We start from the raw sequence: 19,184 nt of genomic DNA, 5'->3' as shown, positions 1-19,184 counted from the left end.
ATAGTCAATTCCTAACCCACCGAGCCTTCAAGGCTGATGGCTACCAGTTTTTGTGCCTCAACGGCGAATTCCATCGGCAGTTTCTGCAACACATCGCGCACGAAACCGTTGACCAGCAGAGCTACCGCCTCTTCCTGCGAAAGCCCGCGCTGCATGGCGTAGAACAATTGATCCTCGCTCAGTCGCGTCGTCGTCGCCTCGTGCTCGAACTGCGCCCTCGCCGTATCGCTCTCGATATAGGGCACGGTATGAGCGGCGCAGGTCTTGCCGATCAGCAGACTGTCGCATTGGGTAAAGTTGCGCGCGCCAGATGCCTTGGCATGAGCCGAAACCAGACCGCGATAGGTATTGGAAGACTTGCCCGCCGACACGCCCTTGGAGATGATGCGCGACTTGGTATTCTTGCCCAGGTGAATCATCTTGGTGCCGGTATCGGCCTGTTGCGCGCCGTTAGTGACGGCGATCGAGTAGAACTCACCAACGCTGTCATCGCCGCGCAGGATGCAGGATGGATATTTCCAGGTCACGGCCGAGCCGGTTTCCACCTGAGTCCACGACACTTTCGAGCGTGCCCCACGACAATCGGCGCGCTTGGTGACGAAATTATAGATGCCGCCCTTGCCTTCCGCGTCGCCCGGATACCAGTTCTGCACGGTCGAATATTTGATCTCGGCATCATCGAGCGCAATCAGTTCGACCACGGCGGCGTGAAGCTGGTTCTCATCACGTTGCGGCGCCGTGCAGCCTTCGAGATAGGAGACATGCGATCCCTTGTCGGCGATGATCAGGGTGCGCTCGAACTGGCCGGTATTTTCGGCATTGATGCGGAAATAGGTGCTGAGCTCCATCGGGCAGCGCACGCCCGGCGGCACATAGACGAACGAGCCATCCGAGAAAACAGCCGCATTCAGGGCGGCGAAATAGTTATCCGACACCGGCACGACCGTGCCGAGATATTGCCGCACCAGTTCAGGGTGTTCGCGGATCGCCTCGGAAATCGCACAGAAAATCACGCCGTGTTTTTTCAGTTCTTCCTTGAAGGTTGTGATCACGGACACGGAATCGAACACGGCATCGACCGCGTATTTCGGCGCCCCGACCACGCCGGCCAGCACTTCCTGTTCACGCAAAGGAATACCCAGTTTGGCGTAGGTTTTCAGCAGTTCCGGATCAATCTCATCGAGCGATTTCGGGCCGTCCTTCTTCTTGGGCGCGGCGTAAAAATACAGATCCTGATAATCGACCTTCTTGTAATTGACCTTGGCCCAATCGGGTTCTTCCATCGTCAGCCAGCGTTCATAGGCGGCCAGACGCAGCTCCAGCATCCACTCAGGCTCATTCTTTTTAGCCGAGATAAAGCGCACGATATCGGCGCTCAAACCCTTGGGGGCGAACTCCATTTCAATATCGGTGACGAAGCCATGCTCGTAGGTTTCGAGTTCCGCTATCGTATCGATAGTTTCCTTGACCGCGGCCATTACACCAGTTCTTTCGTGTGACGCTTCAAATACACTTCGTACCCCTTTGACCAGACGTCATAAAAACGCTGCCAGTCTTCCGCCTTCGTGGTCCAGCCGGTGGATATTCGCAAGACCTTATCCGCCAGATCCGGCCGCCCCATGTTTGTCACCACACGGCTCGATTTCACCTTGCCTGACGAGCAGGCCGATCCCGAACTGACGCAAATCCCGGCCATGTCCATATCGATCAGTTGCAGATGAGAGGCCCAATCCGGTTGCGCGATATAGAGTATGCCCGGCACGCGCCGCGCCTCATCACCTAATATGGTGACGCTCAAGGCTTTCAATGCTGTTTCGACCGAATTTTGTGCGCTGCATAAATCGTCAGATGCCTTGTGGCAAGCCTTAAGCGCCGCCGCAAAGGCCGCGATACCAGCGATATTTTCCGTGCCGGCACGCAAACCCAGTTCCTGGCCGCTGCCGGTGATCAGAGCTTTCGGCGTATGATCACGGTTATAGACAAAAGCGCCAACGCCCTGTCCGCCGCCGATCTTGTGCGCGCTCAAGGACAGCGAATCCGCCCCTAACCCCTCGAAATCGATATCGATCTTGCCAAGCGCCTGCACCGCATCGACATGCAGCCAGCCGCCCCTGGCATGAACCAGGGCCGCCGCTTTGGCGATATCGTTGATGACGCCGGTTTCATTATTGGCTAGCATGAGGCAAACAAACGGCCGGCCATCACGATCCAGCAGCGCTTCAAAAGCCACCAGATCGACCTCTCCGGACGCTTTCAGGGGAGCGATTTCAGCACCGGCGACCGCGCCAAAGATGCTGTCGTGCTCACCGGCCGACACCACCATGTAGTCATAGGCTTTCGCCTGATGCAGGGCCAACGCATTGGCTTCCGTGCCGCCGGAGACAAAGACCAGTCCGCCGATGCCGACAGCGCCAACGCCCGTCAGAATGTCATTGCGCGCCTCTTCCAACGCTAGCTTGGCTTTGCGGCCGAGACTATGCACCGATGAGGCATTACTGGCCTGTTCCGACGCGCGCAGAAAAGCCTCACACGCTTCCGGGCGAAGCGGCGAAGTCGCGGCATGATCAAGGTACAGGATATCTGCCAAGAGATCAGGCCTCCATCATCGCGGGAGAGACGGCTTCAGGCATAGCGATTTTCACCTTTTTGCGCGTGCGCTTTTTGATGACATCTTCCAGAGACACTTGGCTGAGATAATCATGAATGGCTACGCCCAGGTCTTCCCAAAGGTCATGCGTCAGACAGCGGTAACCGCCCGGCATACAACCAATTTCGCGTACGGCCTGGTCCTTGGAGAGGCGCTTGTTGGCGCCCAACTTGTTCGAGGTCATTTCGCAGCGCGTCGCCTTGATCGGCTCATCGACCGCCAGCACGATTTCCGAAACGAACAGCCGCCCGGCCTCGCGCGCCAGGGTATAGCCGCCGCCCGGCCCGCGCGCGCTTTTCACCAGGCCAGCCTTGCGCAGACGGGCGAACAATTGTTCGAGATAGGACAGCGAAATCTGCTGGCGCTCGGAAATTTCCGACAGCGAAATCGGGCGCCCGCCTTTATCACTATTCTGCGCATTCAGCGCCAGATCGGTCATGGCCATGACCGCATAACGTCCTTTGGTCGATAAGCGCATGAAGGGGTTCCGATGCGGATTTGTTTCAAAAACCTGCGCAAAGAGAAATCTTTGTGCTAATAGGCGCAATTGCTGCCTTTGGCGGTGTGAGCCTGAATGTAATAATTCCGACTAACGCAGTCAAGTATTATGCGCTGCAACATGACAATTTTATGATTTTACAAGGTGATTGAATGCCCGAAGTCATTCTGGCCGGAGCCGCCGGACGCATTGAAGCCCGCTATAGCGCCGGCAAAACGGAGAATGCGCCGATCGCGTTGATTCTGCATCCGCACCCCAAGGCGGGCGGCCACATGAACAATCCGGTCACGGTACAGCTGTTCCACCTGTTCATGACACGTGGCTTCTCGGTCCTGCGTTTCAATTTCCGCGGCGTGCAAAAGTCACAGGGCGAGTTTGATTCCGGCATCGGCGAACTGGCAGATGCCGCCACCGCGCTCGACTGGCTTCAGGCCAAGAACCCGACCGCCTCGCAATTCTGGGTCGCCGGCTATGATTTCGGCGCCTATATCGGTATGCAGTTGCTGATGCGCCGCCCCGAAACCGACGGCTTCATCTCCGTGTCGCCGCCGACCAATGCCTATGATTTCAGCTTCCTGGCCCCTTGCCCGGCCTCAGGTATGTTCCTCCACGGTGGCAACGATTCCATCGTGCCGACCGCCGAAGTCGATCGTGTCGTCGCCAAACTGCGCACGCAAAAGGGCATCATCATCGACGCCGAAGTCGTGCCGGAAGCCAACCATTTCTGGAACGACCAGTTGCCGGAAGTCGAGCGCCGCGTCGGCGCCTATATCGATAAGCGGATGGCCGATCACGGCTGATGAACAGGCACCTGTTCTTTCTGCCGGGTGTTGGCGCCGATCCTGATTTTTGGCGTCCCCTTGGCAAACAATTGCCAGCGGATTGGTGCAAGACCTATTTTGCCTGGCCCGGCCTGGGTGATCAACCCGCCGATCCGGCGATCAACAGCTATGATGACCTGATTGGATTGGTCGAGGCGCGATTGCCTGAACATCCGGTCGATGTGCTGGCGCAATCGATGGGCGGCGCGATGGCGCTCAGCCTGGCCCTGCGTCATCCGAAGCGCATCCGCAAACTGGTGCTGGCCGTAACATCCGGCGGCATGGATATGACGGCTTTCGGCGCCGAAGACTGGCGGCTCGATTATCGCCGCGAATATCCAGAAGCGGCGGAATGGACAATGGCTGAAAAGCCCGATATCTCAAACCGGATCAGTGAAATCAACCACCCGACGCTGCTGATCTGGGGCGACGCCGACCCGCTCAGCCCGGTATCGACCGGTCAATATCTGGCCGCCCGTCTGCCCAATGCCGAACTGCATATCGTTACAGACGGTCAGCATGACCTGATCCATAGCCGGGCGTCAGAACTCGCCGGCCTGATTGAACGGCATCTGGCCTAAGGACAGCGTACGCGCGCCGTTCCGTCTATTGTCAGGGTGTCGCCATTCAGCACCAGATGCAGGTCGCGGTTCCATTGCTCGCCTTCGCCTGAGAAAGCGGCCTTGACTGTCACGTCGCCCGGACCATTGACGTTGACGGCGGTGATCTGGCCGGCGCTTTCCCAGAAGGTCATTTCGCTCTGGGTGATGACCAGCTTCATATCGCTGGTCGTTTTACATGTCTCGGCGGTGGCGTCCCAATGCCCGATGAAACTGTCAGGTATAAGAATCGCTGTAGGCGCCAAGGTAGAAGCCGAGGTTTCGGTGGATGACGCCGCTTGCGAGGCATCCGGCGTGGATGTGGCCGGCGCGCAGGCGGCAAGACTAACCGCCAGAATAATCAGTCCAAACACTTTCATGATAATCTCCTAGCTGGCCAGTGATTGCGCATGTGACTTCGGATAGCTGACTACGCCGCCAGTTAATGGCATTTTGACGCCAGTGGTGCCAGGGAAGGAGATCGGCAGCCCCTTCAGCGACCGCACGGCCATGTAGGCGAATCCCTCGGCCTCCAGCGCCCCGCCACGCCAGTTCAGGTCTTCGGCCAGCAGAACCTTCACCGGGGCGAGCACGGTTGTGATCTGGCTGACCAGATGTCGGTTATGCCGCCCACCGCCCGCCAGAATGACCGTTTCCGGCGTCACGCCGGCCAGCCTGATCCCGGCCAGAAGACTTTGCAGAGTAAAGGCGCTGAGGGTGGCCAGGCCATCCTCAAAGCTCAGACCTTCGATCGCTTGCAAAGTAAAATTATAACGATCTAGCGACTTCGGCGCGGTAGCCTTGAAATAGGCGTGCGCCATATAACCGGCTACAACCTCCTCATGAACCTTGCCTGACGCGGCAATCCGGCCTTCATGGTCGAAGTCCCCTCGCCCATGCCGGCGCATCCACTGGTCCATCAGACCATTGGCCGGACCGGTGTCCATCGCCATCAACCCCTTGTCGGAAATGGCGGTGATATTGGCGACGCCGCCGAGATTGATCACCACCAGCGGCAAATCCAGCCCGGCATTCTCCACCAAGGCCTGATGATAGACCGGCATCAGCGGCGCGGCCTCGCCGCCCGCTTCGATATCGGCCTGGCGGAAATCACAGACCACCGGCACGCCGGTCAGGTCGGCAAAGGCCTGTCCGTCGAAAAGCTGGACGGTGCGGCCTTTCACGCCTTCTTTCGGGCGTTCATGCAAAACCGTCTGGCCATGAACGCCAAGCGCGTCAAAGTCCTGAAAAGTCAGGTCATTACGCGTTATAAATTCACTAGCCGATTGAAAGTGACACTCAACAATCGCCCGGCGCGCCTCATCGAAGATCGCCGGTTCCGGTTCACCTCGCGGCCAGTTCAGAGCCGCCTTGATCGTCGCCTCCAGAAGGCTCCGCGTCTGCGCCGGCATCGGCATTTCCGCCCAGGGGCCGAACGTCAGTTGCGCCGCCCCGTCGGTTTCCAGCACCGCCATATCGACGCCATCCAGCGAGGTTCCGGTCATAAAACCCAGTACTTTCATCATGGAAGCCCTCTTATGTCTTGACGTTTCGCTGCATATCAGGCCACACAGACGGCCCAACTCCTAGCCCCTATAGCTATCATGACCGAACACAGCTTCAAATCCGAATTTCTGCGCACCCTGGCCGAGCGCGGCTTTATCCACCAGAGCACCGACGCCGAAGCGCTCGACAGCCTGGCGGCGGCGGGCATGATCACCGGTTATATCGGCTTCGACGCCACGGCCTCTTCTCTCCATGCCGGTTCGCTGGTGCAGATCATGCTGCTCTATTGGCTGCAACAGACGGGGCACAAGCCGATCGTGCTCATGGGGGGCGGCACCACCAAGGTGGGCGACCCGACCTTCAAGGATGCCCAGCGCCCCCTGCTGACGGACGCACAGATCCAGTCCAATATGGACGGCATCAAGCGCGTCTTCACCAACTTCCTGAAATTTGGCGAAACTGGCAATGACGCCATCATGGTCAATAATGACGACTGGCTGTCGCAGTTCGGCTATGTCGAATTCCTGCGCACCTTCGGCACGCATTTTACCATCAACCGTATGCTGACCTTCGATTCCGTCAAGCTGCGGTTGGAACGTGAACAGCCGATGACCTTCCTCGAATTCAACTACATGCTGATGCAGGCGGTCGATTTCCGCGAACTGAACGAAAAGTACAATTGCGTCCTGCAAATGGGCGGTTCGGACCAATGGGGCAATATCATCAACGGTGTCGAGTTGACGCGTCGGATGAACACGAAAGCCGCCTTCGGCCTTACCACGCCGCTGCTGACCACGGCTTCCGGCGGCAAGATGGGCAAAACGGTCGGCGGCGCCATCTGGCTCAATGCCGACATGCTCAGCGCCTATGATTACTGGCAATACTGGCGCAATACCGAAGACGCCGATGTCGGCCGTTTCCTGCGCCTGTTCACCACCCTGCCGATGTCGGAAATTGCCCGTCTCGAAAAGCTCGAAGGCGCCGAGATCAACGAAGCCAAGAAGATTCTCGCCGACGAAGCCACCCAGATGGTGCATGGCATTGATGCCGCCGCCACGGCGCGCGACACGGCTCAGAAAGCTTTCGAGCAGGGCGTGCTGTCGGCCGATCTGCCGACCGTCGAGATTGAGACGGCCACACTGGAAGAGGGCATCATGCTGGCGGCGCTCGCCACCCGTATCGGTCTGACCGCATCCAACGGCGAGGCGCGTCGTCTGGCTCAGGGCGGTGGTCTGCGCGTCAACGATGTGGCAATTAACGATGGCAATCAACTGGTGACGAAAGCCGATCTGAATGCGGATGGCGTGATCAAGATTTCCCAGGGCAAGAAGAAGATCGTGCTGATCAAGCCGGTCTAGTTTTTCTTGAGGCTTTTATCATTGTGGTCCCGCAGGTCATCGAGCCTGTCTTCCAGGGTCGGCAGGTCCAGCGCCGGGAACGGTTCCTTGCGGCTGGAATCGAACCACACCTTCATGAAACCGGGCAAGATGACCGATAGCGGATTGACCAGCACTTCCGGGGCCTTCTGGGTGCCGTGAACATGGTACTTGATGCCGACCAGGCCCAGCCCCTTCGATCTCAGATCACCGAAGATACCATTCAGGCCATAGGCCGGGATCAGGGTGCCACTCATGGCCAGCACCTTGGAATCGAGATCGGTCGTGCCCCAGACATTGATGCCGAGCGCCTCACCCTTGGCGTAACCGTCACGGATAAAGACGACATTATCCTTGTAACGAATAGGAAAATCGAAATCAGTGAACAGGATGCCATCACCAACCAGCGTGTCGTTCAGCCCCTGGAGTGACGCCACCGTCAGCAATTGCGCCAGGATAGGTATCTGCTGCACGCGAACATCACGTCCGCGCACCGAGGCATCGATCTGTCCGCCGGCATAGACGCCATCGATCACCGCCACCCCGCCCTTGACATTGTGGTTGCCGGTTGCGGTCTCGATGACATTGCCGAGATTACCGGTTTTTGCCGTGAAAAGGCTGTAGTCGCCTTCGGGGGTCATCGCCACCGTGAAGGGGCTGCCGTCCATGCTTTCGCCCTGTCCGGAACCGCTCAGGCCATTATGACCATCCCAGGTCAGGTCGAGGTTCAGGTCGTTAAAGACACCTTCCGGCGCCATGCGCAATTGCGCCAGGTCGACAACCACATGGGTCGCCGGCACTGGTGCGCCTGCGACCGTATCCACCAGTTTTACCGCCTCGGTCACCGTCTTGAGCACACGTTCGCGCTTGGCGTCCAGCCATGGGCGCAAATCTAGCTGCTGGCCGCTGATCGAGATGATATTGGTGTTCTGATCGGGCACAGCATAGTATTTGAAGGCGACATCGATGAAGTCCTTCAGATAAAGCCGGGAGAAATCGCCGAATTGCAGGTCGCCGGCCTCCGAGAAGGACGCGCGCCCGTCGATGCCGATGTGCGCGCCTTCGCCATAGATGCGTGACAGGTTAGTGCCGCCATCCGGCCCTTGCTCGTCGATGGAGACGGCGAACTGCGCCTCTTCGCCCACCGGCTTGCTCCAGTCAGTCGCCCGGACGCCGAGTTGCGCCTTGGTGGCATCAAGATTGAGCACGGCGGCCGGTTGCCCCGGCGTATCGTAAAGACTGAATATCATACCGACATTGCCGGCGATATGAACCGGTGTCTGCGAATAACCCAGTGCCGCCAAAATCGCGTCGCTGGCCGTGCCACGCACCTGGAGTTCGTAAGGCACTGATGTATTCGGCAATGTAATCGGTGGCGGGCTGCCGTGCCCACGCAAAGGCATGTCGAAATCAATCGTCTGATCCAGCATCTTCACCTGCCCGGTCAGGGTTTTATCGTCCTGCTGCCATAGGGCGGTGACGTTGACCGGCGCCGGGGGTGTGAAGAAAGCTTTCGGCAGGCCCAGCACATACCAGTCGTCCGGCATGACCTTCATATCGAGCCGCCGGCGCAATTCGTCGGTGCCCGGAATTTCGGACCAGCCGAGAACGGCGTTCATCTGGTCAAGCTTGATCAGGGCTTCACGGGATTGGCCGTCGAGCGAAATATTGACCGTCAGGTGGCGCGGCGCCTTGAACATCGGCAAGGCGCCATAGCCCATTTCGTCGGCTTCTTCGGGCGTGATGATCGATTTGTAGACCAGGCGCGACCGCGTGCCCTGAATATAGGCGACATCGCCCGACAGGCTTTCGGCGTCGAGTTCGCCGCTCCAGATATCGCCAGACCGCAACAGGGATATGCGGGTTGGAATCTCGCGTTTGAGGTGCTCGAAAAGCGGCAAACCCTGCGCTTCCATGCCTTCCGAGAGAATAGCCCCCTCGATCAGCATGTCGGTCGGCCGCTGCTCATCGCCCAGCGGATTGCCGCTCCAACTGACGTCACCACGGAAGATATCCGAACTGATCTTGCCCTGCCCCGCCCGGTTGGCCACGATGAACTGCCCGGTGATCGCCACCGGCACCTTCGGCGAGCCGCCAAACTGCGCCGCGTTGAAATGGCCGGTAAAGTCAATGGCCTGCGATTTGACGTTCATCTGCGTGCGATAGCTGATATCGCCGTAATAAGGCCCTAGCCGCGCTGGCCCGGTGATGACCAGTTTATCAGCCAGCAGGTCACCAATGATGTTGAGCTGGCCATCGGTCATATCCCAGCCGAGCGCCGCCTGCTTGAAGGCGCCGCCCTTTATCTGGCCGTTGAATTTGACGCTGAAATTATCGTTGGTGATATGGCCGAAGATCGGGAAATCAATCTCGACATGGGCCGCCGCCGCGCCGCTCAAACGCTCGCGCGTCAGGCCGCTTTGGCTCAGATGATGATCGGTGATCGGGTCGATGGCTTCGATGACACTGGGCACATCGGCGGTGCTGTCGAGCCAGATATGGGTTTTCGTTTTCCGGTCACGGAAGTCCGGCACGCTCAGGCCGCCCTTGACAAGATTGACATCAACCAGCCGACCGCCGGTGACGTCCATAGCAAAGCTGTTGCCAAGCAGGATGCCGTGGCCTTTTAGTTCTTGCGCATTTTGCAGGCGCTCTTCGAGATAAAGTTCGAGATTCTGGAAATCGAAATCGAGGCGCAGGTCTTCATTTTCGAGATGGTGGAAATCCCCCGGTTCAGCCTTGAGAACGAAATCGGCATTGGCAAAATCCCCGCCGCGAATACGCTCGATCAGATTGGCGCGCGTATTCGGCGACAGGTCTTCCGGCCAGAAGGCGAAAACCTCTTCCTTGGTGAAGCGGCCATTGATCTGCGCCGTCAGGTCGGCGCCCAGTTCGCCCTTGTTGTCGGTATAGACGATGCCTTTGCTCTGCAAAGGCGCGCCATTGATCAGGCCGGTGACGCTTTCAATCTGCAAGCGGCGTTGGCGCGGCACATAATTGCCCTTGAGGTGAGCGTTAGTCAGGGTTTGCAAGGCGAAATCGTCGGCCAAACGAGCGGTGACACGCGGGCCGGTAAAATTGAACGCCAGCGCCATATCGCGCTTGGCCTTGGGATCACCGGCGCGGATAATCACCGTGCCCTTCAGGTCGGTATCGAGCATTCGCGACCGGACCCGGAAGGTATCGAACTGCGCAGTATGCGTCGCCGAGGTGTAGTTCGCCTTTATGCGCGCTTCGTCAAACGGCTGGTGGAAATCACCGATATCGATACGTCCCCCCGCCGCACGGATATCAAAAGCCGCGCCTTCAAACCCCCTTTTCTGGCTGTAATCGACCCGCGCCAGACCATCGACCGGCGCATTGATGCCCGCCAGGGCGCGGGTGATACCGATCGACGGGAAAACCCGGCTCGGCACCAGATTATGAATATTGGCTGAGATCGTCGCCTGGGTGAGCCCCACCACACCTGAGGCTTCGGCCTTGAAGGTGGCCGGCGCACCGGCTTCGATGCCCAACCCGTCGATGGAAAGCGCCGTATGCCCCGTCAGTTTGCCGTGAAGCTTGGTAAAGTCGATGGTCGAGACGTTGGCGGTCCAGTCGAGGGGCGCGCCTTCCTGGATCAAACGTAACTGGCCGTTTTTCAGGCTGAGCTGGCGGGTGAAGCTGACCGGATCGCCCAGCTTTTCCGGCCCGGTCAGGTCATAGAAGAAACGTGCGAGGCCACTCGAACGCCCCGGTTTGCCGTGAGATTCATAACCAAGATCATAGCGCCCCTCCTTCGAGACCGAGGCGGCGACAAAGAAGTCCTCGGCGGTCAGGCGGGCGGGTGCGAAATGTGCCACGATGAGACTATCCGCCGCCAGGGCCGCTTCCAGCTTGCCGGCGCGCGCGATAATCCGGTGCTGCCGGTCGGTGATGATCAGGTCTTCAAAGCGGAAGCCGACGGCGCGGGCGTCGCCGAACCACACCAGATCAAGGTGCTTGATGCTGGCCTCGGTGCGCGGCAATTGCGCTTCGAGACGGGAAATAATGATCGACCGAATACCATCGACACGGATCGGTCCCTGGGCGAGCCGCGCCCCCAGGACAACAACCATGAACACCACCCAGCCCAACACGAAAAGGCGCAGCCGTTTGCGGATTATGTCGAAAATTCTCTTCACTTAGGCTCGACTGTTTTTACTATATTGGCGGCTAGGCATTACGGTGGTTCATGTATAGGACGGACAGTGCAAAAGAGCGTTAACGCATCCTATTCTTCTTTAGATACAGAGCGAGGCTATGTCATGGCGAAATCATTGAAAACGGAAACTTCTTTCGCGCCCTACGCGGCGTCTGACTTCACCCTGGCTTCCAGTGCCGGCGGTCACGTCTCGCTTGCTGATCTGAAAGGATCATGGGCGGTATTGTTTTTCTACCCGACCGACAATACCCCGACATGCACACAGGAGGCCTGTGCCTTTTCCGAGGCCCTGCCGGAATTCGCGAAACTGGGCGCGAAACTCTATGGTGTGTCCAAGGACAGCCTGAAGGATCACGATAAGTTTATCACCAAATACGGTCTGCGGATGCCGCTTCTGTCCGATCCTGATACGTCCACCATCGCCGCTTTCGGCTCATGGGGCGAAAAAAAGTTGTATGGCCGCATCTATATGGGAACTGATCGTTCGACCTTTATTATAGATCCGCAAGGTGTGATCAGGAAAGTCTGGCGCAAGGTCAAGGTTAAAAACCACATTGATGAGGTTTTAAGCGCCTTGAAATCTCTAAAAATCGCTTAAGTCATTTTAATGACAGTTTAGTGAAATTACCCACAACCCCGGCCCTTTTGTTTTCGGGTTTTTTCAAACCTTATCCACAACTCGCCTGGAAGGCGATTTTTTAGTAAATACCTGGCGGCACCAATCTTGAAACAGCCTGATCACAGGCATCCATATTGGGACACAGGCTATGACCACCCTGCTTAATATTCTGTTTTTATTAGGAATTACCATCCTTATCTCAGCCATGCCTCGCCCCGCGCGATATACATCTTGCGCAATTAACGCCGCAAAGGCATAGTTAACAGAAGGTTGAGGGCGCGGGTGATGACGAGTAAGACAAGCTATGGCCGCTTGGGCGGCTGGATGGAATCTATATTTCCGGAACGTCAGCTCTACATCCGTTCGGGTGCGGAAACGCGTGGCTATGTTCTAACTCCCGGCAAGCAGCTTGTCCTGATGATTTTCACCTCGGCCCTGGTCACCTGGCTGGCGATTTCGACCGGCTTCACCCTGTTTTTTGCCGCCAGCCACGGTGCCGGTTCGGAAAATCAACTCCGTATGGTCAAGGCCCAGTCGGAGCGCTGGATCGCCGACCGCCAGGCCAGGCTCGATATCGCCACCCAACAGGCCACCGCCAACAGCGGTTCGCTGGAAGATCTCGCCAAAACGGTTGAATCCCGCCACCAGGGCCTGGTGACTCTCCTCAAGGACTTCAAGGGCGTACCCGGCGCCATGGCGGCATTGGCGCCCGCCCCGATCGAAGACAGCCTGCCCCCGGTCGAACGCATCTATTCGGTGCGCGCCGAGCAGGAACGCATGGTCAGCCAGGCCGAGGTATTCGCCAAGACGCGCGCCGAAAAGCTGCGGCTCGCCTTCCGCATCGCCGGACTCAATCCCCAAGCTTTCGCCGGCGGGAAAAGCGGCAATCCGCTGACCGAAGCCAAGGACAACAAGGCCCTGGCCAGTTTCCTGGGTGTCGATGAAGATTTCGCCGAGCGCATCCGCAACGCCGCCATGGACCTGAGTGATATGCGCGGCCTGCAAAACAGCGCCCAGCGCCTTCCGTTCGACCGCCCGACCATCGGCACGCGTGAAAGCAGCGGTTTCGGCGTCCGTTTCGATCCCTTCAATCACCGGCCCCACATGCACAGTGGCCAGGATTTTGCAGGACCTTACCTGACGCCGATCTATTCGACCGCGCCCGGCGTCGTTTCCTTTGTCGGCGTCCGCACCGGCTATGGCAATGTGGTCGAGATCGATCACGGTAATGGCTTCAAGACCCGCTACGCCCACCTGGCATCCGCTAGCGTCAAACCCGGACAACGTGTCGCTGTCGATCAGCGCATCGCCTCCATGGGCAGCACAGGCCGCTCGACCGGCAACCACCTTCACTATGAAGTCTGGCAAAATGGTCGCGCTCAAAACCCCGCACGTTTCTTAAAGGCTGGAGATTATGTTCAACAAAACTAACAAACCGACCCCACCCGCCGCCAAGTCGCAACCGACGCCCATCGTCGTTCCGCCGCTGGAGACGCCCAATGTCAACCTGAACCGGGCCAAGTCTGCCGTGGGCACAGGGGCACGTCCCTTGTCCAGCTTCGGCGCAGGCCTGCTGATCGAAGGTAATATCACAGGCAATGGCGATCTGCACCTCGATGGCACCGTGCGCGGAGACGTCAAGGTCGGCCATCTGATCGTCGGTGAATCCGGCAACATTGAAGGCAAGGTCGAGGCCGAAACCATCGAAGTGCGCGGCCGCATCGTCGGTTCGATTACCGGCAAGCAGATCAAGCTGCAAGCCACCGCCTATGTCGAGGGTGACATCACCCATGACCAGTTGGCCATCGATGTCGGCGCTTTCTTCCAGGGCCGCTGCCTGCAAAGCCGCCGGGCTGAACCCATAACCGTCGCCGCCGCTGCAAGCGCGCCCGCCGTGCCGTCCGATTTTGGCGCACCGAGCCTGAACAGCTACGATCTGAATGCGCTTTCTGATCTGAAATAGGATATCGCGCGCCGAACACAGTCTTGTTAAGAGCCGGGGAAGTCATCTTCTCCGGCTTTTTTCTTTATTTCCTTTATGCTCATATTCGCGTTTTTGATTCCTTTCTCACCGGCGGCTCCTCATGACGGATACACCTCGCAAGCGCCCGCCCCTGACACTTCCGGCCTTCTGGTTCATTTTCAAGGAAACCATCCGGGAATGGAATGACGACAAGGTGCCGCGCCTCGGCGCCGCCCTGGCTTTCTACAGCATGCTGTCCATCGGGCCGCTGCTGCTGATCGTCATCGCAATGGCGGGCTTGGCGTTTGGACGTGATGCGGTCAGTGGCTATATTTTCGATGAAATCCGCGGCCTGATCGGTGACCAGGGCGCCGGCGCCATCCAGTCGATGCTGGCCAGCACCAGCAATCCGAAAGCCAGCTATATCGCCAGCCTGATCGGTATCGTCACCCTGATTATCTCGGCCACCAGCTTTTTCGCCCAGTTGCAGGATGCCCTCAACACCATCTGGAATGTTGAAGAGCGCGAGAACGGCCACTGGACCTGGTTCATCAAGAAACGTCTGCTGTCCTTCGCCATGATCGTGGGCATAGGCTTTTTGCTGTTGATCGCCCTGGTGATTTCCGCCGCGCTCTCAGCCATCAGCGCTTTTTTTGAAGGCCTGATCCCGATCACCCTGATCCTTCATATCGTCAATCTGGTGATTTCATTCAGCGTCATCACCGTCCTGTTCGCCATGATCTTCAAGGTGCTGCCCGACGTCCATATCAAGTGGCGCGATGTGTGGATCGGCGCGGCGATCACGGCTATCCTGTTTACACTCGGCAAGTTCCTGATCGGCATTTACCTTGGCCAGAGCGCCTTCAGTTCGGCCTATGGCGCGGCGGGTTCGCTGATTGTCGTGCTGATCTGGATCTATTATTCGACGCAGATTTTCTTCCTGGGCGCGGAATTTACCCAGGTCTATTCCCGCTATATGGGTGCGCAACTCATCATCAAGAAAGGCCGCCGCAAGGCCCCGGCATCAATTGTGTCCGGCAAGGACGCCATTGATGCCGACAAGGCCCAGGTGGTCAATGTCGCCAAAACGACAGACGGCGCTGAAATCGCCAAGCCGGAGCTTTAGATTTCCACGCCGTCACGCGTCACGCCGACGCGCTGCGCCAGAGAGGCCCCCATAAAGGCGTCAAGATCGCCATCGAGCACGCCCTGCGTATCCGACGTCTCGACATTGGTGCGCAGGTCCTTGACCATCTGGTAAGGCTGCAACACATAAGAGCGTATCTGGTGACCCCAGCCGATATCGGTCTTGGAATCTTCCAGCGCCTGCTGCGCGGCTTCACGTTTCTGCAATTCTTGTTCATAGAGCCGGGCGCGCAGCATCTTCCACGCCTCATCGCGGTTGGCGTGCTGCGACCGGCCGGCCTGACAGGCGACGGCGATCCCCGTCGGGATGTGCGTCAGGCGCACGGCGGAATCGGTCTTGTTGATATGCTGGCCGCCGGAACCGGAGGCGCGATAGGTGTCGGTGCGGACGTCAGCCGGATTGATATCAATAACGATGGTGTCGTCAACGACCGGATAGACCCAGACCGAAGCAAACGAGGTATGGCGCTTGGCGTTGGAGTCGAACGGTGAAATCCGCACCAGGCGGTGAACGCCGGCCTCGGTCTTCAGCCAGCCATAGGCGTTTTCGCCCGATACCTTGAGCGTGATCGACTTGATGCCGGCCTGTTCGCCCTGGGTTTCTTCCTCGACATCGATTGACATGCCGTGCGCCGTGGCCCAGCGCGTATACATGCGCAGCAGGATGCCTGCCCAGTCATTGGATTCGGTGCCGCCGGCACCGGAATTGATTTCGAGATAGGCGTCATTGCCGTCGGCTTCGCCGGAAAGCAGCGCTTCCAGTTCGGCGCGACTGGTACGCGCCTTGAGGTCTTTCAACAGACCGCGCGCCTCCTCGATCAGGCTTTCGTCGCCTTCCATATCGCCCAGTTCGGCGAATTCGATGGCGTCTTTCAGTTCCTTTTCGATGGAACGAACAGACTCGACCGAGGCGGCCAGCTTATTGCGTTCCCGCATCAGGGTCTGCGCCGCTTCCGGCTTGTCCCACAGGGTCGGGTCCTCCGACCGGGCATTCAACTCATCGAGATGTCTTAATGCGACATCCCAGTCAAAGACGCCTCCTGAGCAGTCCGATGGACTGCTCGATCTCGGAAGCGGACGCTTCGATATCCAAACGCATGGCTAATTCCCAAAAATAATGAATGGCGGGTTTACAGAGCGCCGTCCGGAATGACAAGCGTCATACCTCAATAAAGAGTCCCACCGCCGTCAGACGCTTTCTTCTTTGACGGCGGTGGCGGTTCCTCGGCCGGCACAACCGTCACCGGGCCGCTGGTATCGCCATCATCCGACCAGGCGTCAAGATAGGGTTTGGGGCCATCATCCTCGACGGGGGCCGCTGTATATTTCGGCTCCGTGCCCAGCTTGAAGGCTTCTTCGACGCCATGCACCGACATATAGACCGCATCCCTGGGCTTATTGAACTCACGGTTCGGCTTGCCGGCGTTGGCGTTCTTCATGAAGTCCATCCAGATCGGCAAAGCGGAGACGGCGCCGGTTTCATGATTGCCAAGCGTACTGTTGTCATCGAAGCCGACAAAGACGCCGACCACCAGGTCAGCCGTATAGCCGACGAACCACGCGCTGCGGTAGTCATTGGTCGTGCCGGTCTTGCCACCCATAGGGATGCCGAGCGACCGCGCCGCTGCGCCCGTACCGCGCTGGATAACGCCTTGCAGCATCGAATTGATTTCATAAGCCGTGATCGGATCGAGCACGACATCGCCCTGCGGCGACAGGCGCGGACTTTCCAGGCCATCGAAATCGGCGGTGCAGGCGGCCGGACAGTTGCGTTCATCCGCCTTGTAGACCACCTTGCCGTTACGATCCTGAACCTCATCGATCAGGTGTGGCTTCACCTTCCGGCCCCCATTCACAAAGATCGAATAGGCGTTGGTCAGGCGGTACGGATTAACTTCACCGGCGCCGAGAACCATCGACATCTCCGGGGGCATCTTGTCAAGCACACCGAAATTGACGATGCCCTGTGTCACCGGCTTGATGCCGACCTTCTGCGCCAGACGCACGGTCATCAGGTTGCGCGATAGCTCCAGGCCGCGCCGGATCGGCTGCATACCGAGATAGTCATGCTCATAATTCGATGGCGTCCACATCTTGCCATCGCCGCCCATCATGCTGATAGGGCCGTCATCAACCATTGAGGCTGGCGTGAAATCCTTTGACAGGGCCACCGCGTAGACGAAAGGCTTGATCGAAGACCCCGGCTGACGCAGGGCCTGCGTGGCGCGATTGAACTTAGATAGTGAATAGCTATAGCCGCCGACCATAGCGACGATTCGGCCCGAATAGGGATCGACGGCCACCAGCGCGCCATTGACCTTCGGCACCTGGCGCAAACGATAAACCCCGGAAGAGGCTTGCGAAACATAGACCAGATCACCGGCTTTTATCTTGCGCGTCGCCTGCGCCCAGGCGAGGTCGTCGGGACGGATCACACCCTGTCCGCCATCGATCGCCCGCACCGAACCGCTGCTTTTCTCGATCATTCCGACCTGCCAGTCCGCGCGTTCGGACGGCGCCCGGCGCGATTCCGGCAAGGTATTTTCCGCCTGCAAGGCTTCTTTTTCCCAATTGCCGGTGACGGGAATATTGCCCCACGCCCCGCGCCAGCCGTGGCGGCGGTCATAGGTTTCCAGTCCGCTCATCAGCGCTTCACGCGCCATCGTCTGAAGCTTGGGATCCAGCGTCGTCTTGACGTAATAACCCTCGGTATAGATGGCGTCGTTGAACAGCTTCTTGGCGCGCAGTTCGACTTCGCTGACGAAATAGTCGGCGTCCTGGTACTTGGCGCGGCGCGGTTTGTCCTGGATAATCAGATCGTCCTGCATGGCGGCGGCAGCTTCTTCGCGCGTCACCCAGCCGGCCTTGGCCATTTCGCCAAGCACCCAGTTGCGACGGCCGATAGCGGCGGCTTTGTGGTTCGACGGGCGGTAATTTTCCGGCCCCTTCGGCAGAGCAGCCAAAAATGCCATTTCACTTAAGGAAAGCTGATCGAGCGACTTGCCGAAATAGTTGAAGGCCGCCGCCCCCACGCCATAGGAGCGATAACCAAGATAGATATCGTTGAGGTACAGCTCAAGAATCTGTTCCTTGGGCAGCGAATTTTCCAGCCGACGTGCCAGGATGACTTCCTTGAGCTTGCGCCCGACCGTGCGCTCATTATTCAGCAGCAGATTCTTTGCCACCTGTTGGGTAATCGTCGAACCGCCCTCGAAACGTCTTCCACTCAGAAGATTGAAAACATTCTTGGCCATGGCGCGCGACACGCCGCTGACATCAACGCCGTTGTGCGTAAAGAAGTTGCGGTCTTCGGCGGCGAGGAAGGCCTGGGTCACCCGGGTCGGCATCCGGTTATAGGGCACATAGATGCGGCGTTCCTGGCCGTATTCGCCGATCAGTGTGCCGTCCCAGGCGAACACACGCGCGGAGGTAACCGGATGGAAATCAGCCAGTTCGCTACCATCGGGCATGTCATGAAACAGCCACGCGGCATAGATGGCGACCGCGAAGCCTGCTATAGCCACAGCGCTCATCACGACAACGCCTGCCATGGCGAACCAACGTTCAGATGACCTTAGCAAACAACCTCCAACACCGATACTCAGGCGGCTGCTCCGCGCCGCCAAGCCTTACAGGCTTGGCAAGGGCGAAGCCCGTCGCCGCAAGTGCGGCGAGCCTGCGCGGCCTATGAGCGCATTAATGACGATACACTTAGCAAAGACCGGCTGTCAGGCAAAGCCATTCGATGAAATTTCATCCGCGCGAGCCGCATACGCCCGAATTCGCGTGGAAGCATAAGCGCAGGCAAATGAAAAACCCTGTCGT

General features: G+C 58.4%; 15 protein-coding genes. 7 read left to right on the top strand and 8 right to left on the bottom strand.

Annotated elements, in window-relative coordinates:
• Positions 1-11: 11 nt before the first annotated feature.
• From sufB to VL130_RS00635, 3 genes are read right to left on the bottom strand one after another with little or no spacing between them, the layout of a single operon-like run.
• A complete protein-coding gene (gene sufB, locus VL130_RS00645) occupies positions 12-1,478 on the bottom strand; it encodes a Fe-S cluster assembly protein SufB (RefSeq protein ID WP_325360013.1) in 1,467 nt (488 codons plus the stop codon).
• Positions 1,478-2,587 (bottom strand): cysteine desulfurase family protein, encoded by a 1,110-nt coding sequence (locus VL130_RS00640; RefSeq protein WP_325360011.1) that lies wholly within the window; start codon positions 2,585-2,587, stop codon positions 1,478-1,480. Before VL130_RS00640 ends, sufB begins: the two co-directional genes overlap by 1 nt.
• Before the next feature lie 4 nt (positions 2,588-2,591).
• A complete protein-coding gene (locus VL130_RS00635; RefSeq protein ID WP_325360010.1) occupies positions 2,592-3,125 on the bottom strand; it encodes an Rrf2 family transcriptional regulator in 534 nt (177 codons plus the stop codon).
• A gap of 173 nt (positions 3,126-3,298) precedes the next feature.
• Here VL130_RS00635 and VL130_RS00630 point away from each other — a divergent pair, with 173 nt between their 5' ends.
• Entirely contained in the window at positions 3,299-3,946 is a 648-nt protein-coding gene (locus VL130_RS00630; RefSeq protein WP_325360008.1) for an alpha/beta hydrolase, read from the top strand.
• Complete coding sequence (locus VL130_RS00625; protein WP_325360006.1) at positions 3,946-4,548, top strand: alpha/beta hydrolase; 603 nt, start codon at positions 3,946-3,948, stop codon at positions 4,546-4,548. The genes VL130_RS00630 and VL130_RS00625 overlap by 1 nt, the downstream gene beginning before the upstream one ends.
• Here VL130_RS00625 and VL130_RS00620 read toward each other — a convergent pair.
• Both VL130_RS00620 and VL130_RS00615 read right to left on the bottom strand, forming a co-directional pair.
• Positions 4,545-4,946, bottom strand: a complete 402-nt coding sequence (locus VL130_RS00620) for a hypothetical protein (RefSeq protein WP_325360004.1) — start codon at positions 4,944-4,946, stop codon at positions 4,545-4,547. The genes VL130_RS00625 and VL130_RS00620 overlap by 4 nt on opposite strands.
• A 9-nt stretch (positions 4,947-4,955) precedes the next feature.
• A complete protein-coding gene (locus tag VL130_RS00615) occupies positions 4,956-6,092 on the bottom strand; it encodes an anhydro-N-acetylmuramic acid kinase (RefSeq protein ID WP_325360002.1) in 1,137 nt (378 codons plus the stop codon).
• A gap of 78 nt (positions 6,093-6,170) precedes the next feature.
• On the opposite strand from VL130_RS00615, the gene tyrS reads away from it, so the two are divergent.
• Positions 6,171-7,430: a tyrosine--tRNA ligase gene (tyrS, locus tag VL130_RS00610; protein ID WP_325360000.1), complete on the top strand. Its 1,260-nt coding sequence runs from the start codon at positions 6,171-6,173 to the stop codon at positions 7,428-7,430.
• On the opposite strand, the gene VL130_RS00605 is transcribed toward tyrS, so the two are convergent.
• The gene (locus VL130_RS00605) at positions 7,427-11,545 is read right to left on the bottom strand and encodes a DUF3971 domain-containing protein (protein ID WP_325359998.1); all 4,119 of its coding nucleotides are present in this window, start codon (positions 11,543-11,545) and stop codon (positions 7,427-7,429) included. The genes tyrS and VL130_RS00605 overlap by 4 nt on opposite strands.
• A gap of 189 nt (positions 11,546-11,734) precedes the next feature.
• Between VL130_RS00605 and VL130_RS00600 the strand changes: the two genes are divergently transcribed.
• From VL130_RS00600 to VL130_RS00585, 4 genes are all read left to right on the top strand, one after another.
• Entirely contained in the window at positions 11,735-12,229 is a 495-nt protein-coding gene (locus tag VL130_RS00600) for a peroxiredoxin (RefSeq protein WP_325359996.1), read from the top strand.
• 306 nt (positions 12,230-12,535) lie between these two features.
• Entirely contained in the window at positions 12,536-13,681 is a 1,146-nt protein-coding gene (locus VL130_RS00595; RefSeq protein WP_325359994.1) for a peptidoglycan DD-metalloendopeptidase family protein, read from the top strand.
• On the top strand, positions 13,665-14,213 hold the full coding sequence (locus VL130_RS00590; RefSeq protein WP_325359992.1) for a polymer-forming cytoskeletal protein: 549 nt from the start codon (positions 13,665-13,667) through the stop codon (positions 14,211-14,213). Before VL130_RS00595 ends, VL130_RS00590 begins: the two co-directional genes overlap by 17 nt.
• Before the next feature lie 121 nt (positions 14,214-14,334).
• Complete coding sequence (locus tag VL130_RS00585) at positions 14,335-15,339, top strand: YihY/virulence factor BrkB family protein (RefSeq protein WP_325359990.1); 1,005 nt, start codon at positions 14,335-14,337, stop codon at positions 15,337-15,339.
• Here VL130_RS00585 and prfB read toward each other — a convergent pair.
• Positions 15,336-16,458, bottom strand: a protein-coding gene (gene prfB / locus VL130_RS00580) for a peptide chain release factor 2 (RefSeq protein ID WP_325359988.1) whose coding sequence is annotated in 2 segments (ribosomal slippage) — positions 15,336-16,388 and positions 16,390-16,458 — 1,122 coding nt in all. Because the reading frame shifts where the segments join, the coding sequence is not laid out codon by codon here. The two genes, VL130_RS00585 and prfB, sit on opposite strands and share 4 nt — an antisense overlap.
• A gap of 67 nt (positions 16,459-16,525) precedes the next feature.
• Entirely contained in the window at positions 16,526-18,892 is a 2,367-nt protein-coding gene (locus tag VL130_RS00575) for a penicillin-binding protein 1A (protein ID WP_325359986.1), read from the bottom strand.
• Between the last annotated feature and the right edge of the window lie 292 nt (positions 18,893-19,184).

Origin of the sequence: Asticcacaulis sp. (assembly GCF_035497195.1) — a bacterium.
Lineage (GTDB): Bacteria > Pseudomonadota > Alphaproteobacteria > Caulobacterales > Caulobacteraceae > Asticcacaulis.
The sequence above is the reverse complement of the archived record's forward strand: the minus strand, read 5'-3'. Positions and strand labels throughout refer to the sequence as shown.